This window comes from Nostoc sp. UIC 10890 (genome assembly GCF_054786515.1).
Window position 1 is genome coordinate 1 of the sequence record NZ_JBSGKF010000108.1, and the last position, 2156, is coordinate 2156.

Annotated in this window: 2 protein-coding genes and 1 pseudogene; 1 reads left to right on the forward strand and 2 read right to left on the reverse strand. The window is 38.2% G+C overall.

Features of this window, described 5'->3' with window-relative positions:
* Positions 1-255: pseudogene (locus tag ACWATR_RS39535) on the reverse strand (hypothetical protein); the annotation flags it as partial.
* A gap of 103 nt (positions 256-358) precedes the next feature.
* Positions 359-1000 carry a sigma-70 family RNA polymerase sigma factor gene (locus tag ACWATR_RS39540; protein WP_460345714.1) on the reverse strand — a complete coding sequence of 214 codons (642 nt, stop codon included), beginning with the start codon at positions 998-1000 and terminating at the stop codon, positions 359-361.
* A 698-nt stretch (positions 1001-1698) separates the two neighbouring features.
* Between ACWATR_RS39540 and ACWATR_RS39545 the strand changes: the two genes are divergently transcribed.
* Positions 1699-2156, forward strand: a 458-nt coding sequence (locus ACWATR_RS39545) for a hypothetical protein (RefSeq protein WP_460345717.1), incomplete at its 3' end; no start/stop codon positions are given.

Sequence of the window (2156 nt, forward strand, 5' to 3'; positions counted from 1 at the left end):
ATCGGTTTCCACCGACAATACCATCACATGAACAATCTCTGATTCTGGTTGTGTTACTATCATGACATAACGGGGTGGGGTATTACCCCGTAAAAAGCTCAGAGCTTGGTTTGAGTACAACTTATTCTCTTGAATTGAAAAAAAATCTTGATAATATCTGATTTGACGACTTAATTCCCAGATTTCCCCAGGTTGGGGTAACACCGTAGCCTTCCCCATATCAGCAAAGTTAGATTTTTCAGATTCTCTAAGCATAGATGGAAATTTCCCGATATTAAAGACAGTCAATTGTGTTAACAAGTAAGCAAGTTATTCTATGCCAACTTATAATAAATTTTTCAAATGCTTGACAAAAGCCTTACCATGTAGATTTTGAACGTTGCCTGGTATGTTTGATCTGAATATTTTGTTGTTCTTGTTTAATAGTTTTGGTTTGCACAAGTCCCAACTCTATAACGACACGTCCAACTAATTCCTTCCAACGCTTGGAAACTTCCCCTTGACTGATTCCTAGAGCAGATGCTTGTTGGGTTTGGGTTTTACCTGCAACCATTAGTTGCCATAATTGGAGATAGCCGCGATCGCCATAACGAGAATCTAGATCGATAATTGCTTGCTTTGCTTTGCAGACTAAATCAGCACGGGCTACAGCATCCAACAAGTTGAACTCGTCAGGAATTGTTTCTACCAAAGAGATATCCGTCCCTGTGATGGCTGCATCTAGACTTTGATGGTTCCGCAGACGTTCTTTTTTGACAAAGTTGATAATCTCAAACCTCGCTACAACAGTAGCCCAACGCTGAAACTCTTCCATCCCGCCTTGATGAAACTTACCCGCGTTGACAGCTTCGTATACTTTCATCCTCGCGGTTTGTGCCGCATCTTCGTAGCATACAGAACTCCCTCTAGTATATTTACGAGCAATCTTAGTGATTAGCTCTTGATGTTGTGCATCAATTAGTAGATGTGTAACAGTCTTTGCCAACGGTTTTGGCTGCATAGATATATGATCCTCAATTAGTGCAAGTTAATCAAAAGCGGATAGTCATAATCCAGAGGAGCCGCTGCGAGGACAAGTTAACCTGCATTTCTCACAAGCTTGAGGGAAGGGGCAGAGGGGAAAGAATTTGTGCAATAACTCTCCTCTGCTCCCCTGCTCCCCTGCACAAGCACAGACTTTGAGCATCGATGAGAAATCCGGGGTTAACCCTTGGGCGATAGCCAGCAGATTGCTTAGAACGACTAATATCAAGTTTGTATGTTCCTATTATTTACGTAATTTTACCAGCAAAAATATACTTGGTTCAATTAGGCACTGTTTATATAGGGTTGGTTCTTGTTATGCAGGTACTAACTGAACTTGGGCTAAAAAGCTTTTTGAGCAAGGGTTTTATGCCTTTTTATCAGTTCATACAAAAATTTTTAGTAAATTTTGGAATATTTTATTTCCCTCATTTGTTATGAGAGGTGAGGACAAAAACAGCCTCTGGACATTTGTGATTAGCTCTATTACTCCTCCAATTTAGCTTGATGATTGTGGAGTAATATTTAAGACCTTATTTTTTTTTAAGGCTTTAAATAAAACCATTTATTGGGGCTGAAAAATTAATTTTTCCAAAATCAACAAAATCTGGAATATTTTCTTTCTCTGTTTTGTTGATTAAATCATAAATCATATAACTTCTACCATAAGGAATCATGAAAAATATACTGTTCGCAACTTCTTTGTTTTCCCTAATAACATTTAGTGCTGTGCCAGCCTTTGGACAAATTGTTACAAGTGGAACGTCTTCAGTTACAGGTTCACGCACTGTTTCACCTGGAATTAGTAACAATGCTGGACTGACAGGTTTTCGATTTGGTTTTACAAATGGCGACCATCATATTAAAGGAATTACAGCATTAAAAAGTAATTCAGGAGTATCTGTTAATTTTCAAGATAATGATGGCAATGACCCTTACAGATATACTTTGCAGTACAACAGTTTAGGTACTAACGTCCGCACTGCATCATTTAGAAACAATGAATATTGTGTAGGAGGTACTTGTACAGTTAAACTGCCCTTACCTTGTGACGATAGACATACTTTTGTTCTCACTGGCTTTTCTTTCAAATATGAAAGAGATGATCGCCATATTAAAAAAATATCTGTGAG